The 4082-nt window shown below is 62.1% G+C and carries 2 protein-coding genes and 2 pseudogenes; all 4 read right to left on the bottom strand.

All coding sequences use genetic code 11. The annotated features are described in order from the left end of the window. Positions 1-751, bottom strand: a pseudogene (locus tag x551_RS23745) (hypothetical protein); the annotation flags it as partial. Further along, positions 744-2038, bottom strand: a pseudogene (locus x551_RS19245) (phage portal protein). The pseudogenes x551_RS19245 and x551_RS23745, both read right to left, overlap by 8 nt. Before the next feature lie 98 nt (positions 2039-2136). Further along, positions 2137-2316 carry a hypothetical protein gene (locus tag x551_RS19240; protein WP_036235150.1) on the bottom strand — a complete coding sequence of 60 codons (180 nt, stop codon included), beginning with the start codon at positions 2314-2316 and terminating at the stop codon, positions 2137-2139. A 40-nt stretch (positions 2317-2356) separates the two neighbouring features. Continuing rightward, a complete protein-coding gene (locus tag x551_RS19235; protein WP_152543592.1) occupies positions 2357-3829 on the bottom strand; it encodes a phage major capsid protein in 1473 nt (490 codons plus the stop codon). Positions 3830-4082 lie beyond the last annotated feature (253 nt).

Raw genomic sequence — 4082 nt, 5'->3', positions numbered from 1 at the left:
AATACCCAGCGGGACGGATACCGCCAGCCGGGTAACGGGCTTCCTTGGTCCGCCCGAGAGCGGTCGCCTTGACGGAGACTTCGTGCGTGTCGGGGAGGTACTCGATATCGAAGGAATCGAAGCCGATGCCGTCCTGGCCGTCTTTTCCGACCACTGGTCCGAGGCACTTGGCCTCACCATTGGTCAGCGTGGCAATTAGGTTCCCGTCGCGGTCGATCACTGCACCAGCAAGACCGACACCATCCTTCGCTGGAGGAATCGATGCCGCAGCCTTGGCGACCTCGGCGCGGATGACTGGTGCAACATCGTCCAGCGTGACGCTCTTGCCGTGGTCTCCGTCCTTCGGCTTCGGCAGCGCGGCGACGGCCTTCTCGACCTCGGCGCGGATCATCGGCGCGACTTCTTCCAGGCTCGGGCTCCGGCCGTCCTTCGCAGGCGGGATCGCAGCGACGGCGAGTTTCACCATGCCGGCGATCTGCTCGGGGTCTGCGTCCTTGCCATTCGTAGGAGCGGGGATCGCCTTCACGGCCTCATCGACCATCGACTTGACCACCGCCATGTCGCAGTCCTTGCCGTCCTTCGGCGCTGGCCGATCGTGAAAAGTCTGCACAGCATCCTGCACGTCGTGCGCGAGGTCTCCAAGCTCCTTTTCCAGCTTGCCTTCAAGAGCATCAATGCGCTTCTGCAACGGCTCTACGGCATTGCGGATTGCTTCGCCCATAGCTTTGCCAAACGCCTCGGCATCAAACATTGATGGCCCCCCGCATGGCCGCGATGGCCTTCTGTGTTGCGACGATGGAGCGGGCCTCTGCAATCATTGCCTTGTCCTCATCGGAGATTTCGGCAGGCTCGGCGACAGGTTCAGTTGCAGGCGCCTGCTGCTTCGGCTGGTTCTGAATCATGTTCGGATCCCAGGATCCCCTGTTCTCAAGCATTGCCAGCGGATAATCTTGGTGCTGTCCGTAGAGTGCCCCGCCGCCGCCAGTCGAGGCAAGATTGAAACGCGCGCGGCCTTCGTCCGGCGTCTTGATCTTGCCGGCGACCAGCTTGGTTTCGACTTCTGCGCGCTTGGCCTCGTCCATTCTCAGAAGCGGGTCAAGGTCTAGCTCAATGCCTCTTGGCGCCGCAATCTTCAAACCTTCATCCAGCAGGCTTTCCATGTGCTCGATGTGGGTCTGCAGGGCGTCGGCGTAATAGAGCTGGTTCAGTCCATCCACACCCAAGCCGGGAGGAATGGTCCCGATGCCGACCTTGAAAGGAGGGATGCCGAACGGCTGGCAGATCTGCTCGTCCGAATAGCGCATCTGCTCGACCATCTGTGAGTCGATGGACTTCATCGCAAACGGCGTGAACCGCATGTCCGCACCGATGATTGCGACCTTGCCAGACTTGGTGCCGTTGAAGTTCTGGTCCCAATAGGTCTGCACTGCCTTCGCATCGTCTTCGGTCATCCCCGCAGGGGCTGTCAGGAGGCCTCCAGGCTGGGCGTTGTTCGCGAAGAACTCCGTTGCACTACGGAGGATCTTCATGTTCTTCAGCGCCGGCCAGTAGGCAGCAGACAGCGGAGGAACACCGATCAGCGGGTGATGGATCGTCATGCAGCGGTCGTGGATGATCTCGCTCGCGGGGACGATCAGGTTCTCGGCCGGGTAGCCGTTCGGAAGCGTGTTCAGCGCGTCCGTTTGGAGTTGGTAGTAGACGTTCCCAGCGTCCGACACCATCGGCATGACCCGGCACGGATCGAGGATGTAGAGCTGGGTCACGACGCCGCGGTTGTCGCGGCGCTTGAGGATGTAGCATTGCCCTGAATCAGCTTCGTGAGAAGCCAGTATTCGCGGAACTGCCCTGCGGTCTGGAAGCCGTTTGGCTTTCTCAGAACGGGATCGTAAGCAGCACTGGGGACATCGGACCAGATGCCGGCCTCGTCACGCTGACGCAGGCGGAACGGGAGCTTTCCGATGTCGGAGGAAATGCGATAGATGCAGGCGTAGAGGGTCGGGTAGGTCGTGAGGTCGCCCACCTTCTCATCGACGTTCATCTGCCATGCGCCGGAGAACGGTTCGCTGATGACGCGCCATACATTGCGCATCGTCGGAACAGGCGTCATCGCCTTGGTGATCTCCAGCCCGAAGATTTTCACGCTTGCGCCTGTAGATCGCGACGGCGGTACTGGCGCTTTTGCCGTGGAGCAGCAGGCTCGACATCAGCAGCTCGCAACATACCTGCACGAATGAGCAAGGCAGCAGCCTTCTCCGGCAAGTCGAATTGGTCGCCCGGCACGTAGGCGCCGAACTTCTTGATCGGTGTGACCTTCATCTGTTCTCCAGAAAAGGAGGGGCCGAAGCCCCTCCGTTCATCAGCAGGTCGTCGGGAAGCCGTCGATCCACTGCAGAGCGCCCGAACGGCGAGCACCCCACCAGATGAATCTTTCCGCCCTAAATGCGACACTGTTCGTCTGCCACATGGAGACCAGCGAAGTCGCGGCCACGGTCGTGCTGGAGCTGTTGGTCGGTGCGTCGTCCATCTGGATCGAGGCCACGTCCGAAGCGTCCAGGGTCACCGAGCCATCGTCGGCCAGGTAGATTTCCGCTTCATCCACGAGGATGAACGGAGCACCACCCGAACCGCCGTTGTTCGCCAGGTACTGCGAGACCCGCAGGGGCACGCCGTCCAAGGTGCCGCCGGTCATCGTCACGCCCGGGAAAGCAGCGTTACCAAGGGGCTCACGCGACAGCGCGAGCATGCGGGCGACAGCCGGGGTCGTGTAGTAGGCCGGGCGGGCACCGATGTTGGTCGAGTCCCACGGAGCCCACAGGGCAGCGATCGCGCAACGAACCGTGTTCGGGTCCACGTAGTCGATCGAATTCCCCGCCACAGCGACCGGCGAGACGCCGTTCAGCAGGCCGGCCGGCGACACGTTGGCAACCGCAGCCACGTCCGGATCGAACAGGTCGGTGTCCACGCGAGCGATGACGCAATCCGCCAGCGAGTCACGCACCAGGGCTTCGGCCGACGGATCGGAGAAGCGGGCCAGTTCCTGCGTGATGACCGAGATCGCGGCAACCTTGGTGAACGGCACCGTGGTCGCGTTGAAATCGAACTTCGTCACAGGCTTGGCCTTGCCCTGACCAACCCAACCCGCCGTGCCGCCGGAGGTCTGACCACCGATGCGGACGTTGAACGGGACGGGGCGGAACTGAGCCTGACCGATCAGGGTGCGCGGACGCAGGTAGCTGATGAAGTCGCCCATGAACGTCTGCGCGTAGACCAGCGGGCCGGCCCAGGTCGAGTCGATGCTGGTGCCGGCGGCCACGGTCGCCTTGATCTGCATCATCTCGCGCAGGTTCGCGCCTTCCGACTGCGCCTTCAGCGTCTTGACGACGGCTTCGGTGTGCGGGTAGTGACGCTCGGCCATCTGGAACGCCAGGGCGTGGTTGCCCTTGGCCTTGGTCAGGCACATGGCGTAACGCGCGAAGGCGATGCCGGGCTCCAGCTTCTCAACGGTCTTGAGCTGGAGCGGCTGGCGATCGAGGGCACCCTTGGTGAGCTGCTCCGACTTGTCCGAAGCGTCAACGGCCTTGGCCGTCAGCTTATCCATCTCGGCGACGCGCGACAGGCGGGCGACATCGGCGTCGATGCGCTTGATCTCACCTTCGAGGGTGTCGAACTCTTCGGCTTCGGCGGTGTTCATCGAACGGCCTTCGTCGATCGACTTCTGGGCGACGGCCTTCATCGCGTCGGCCTTGACTTCACGGGTCGACTTCAGGTCGACAACTTGTTCAGCGAACGTCTTCATGACGTGTCCTTTCAGAAACGAAAAAACCGCCACAAGGGCGGTTCTGCAAATGAAAAAGCCGCCTCTAGGGCGGCTTGGCTGGGTGATCTAGCGGCCTGCTGTCAAAGGCAGACGGCGATCAGTTCATCGGGAGCGGGTCAGTCGAACGGCTCCGTTGAGTTCTTGATTGCCGGCTCGCTTGATGAGCGACACCGGACCTGATTTCCGGGCACTGAATTCCAGCGCCTTGATCTGATTGATAACGTCTTGCGGGAGCGCCCCACCAGCCATCGACTTGACGGCGGTG

Source organism: Methylibium sp. T29 (genome assembly GCF_000576205.1).
Classification (GTDB): Bacteria; Pseudomonadota; Gammaproteobacteria; order Burkholderiales; family Burkholderiaceae_C; genus Methylibium; species Methylibium petroleiphilum.
This window is presented reverse-complemented; position numbering and strand designations above follow the sequence as displayed.

Coding starts and splice junctions, on each gene's coding strand:
- x551_RS19240 (WP_036235150.1), bottom strand. CDS start 2,316: ATGAAGGTCACACCGATCAAGAAGTTCGGCGCCTACGTGCCGGGCGAC.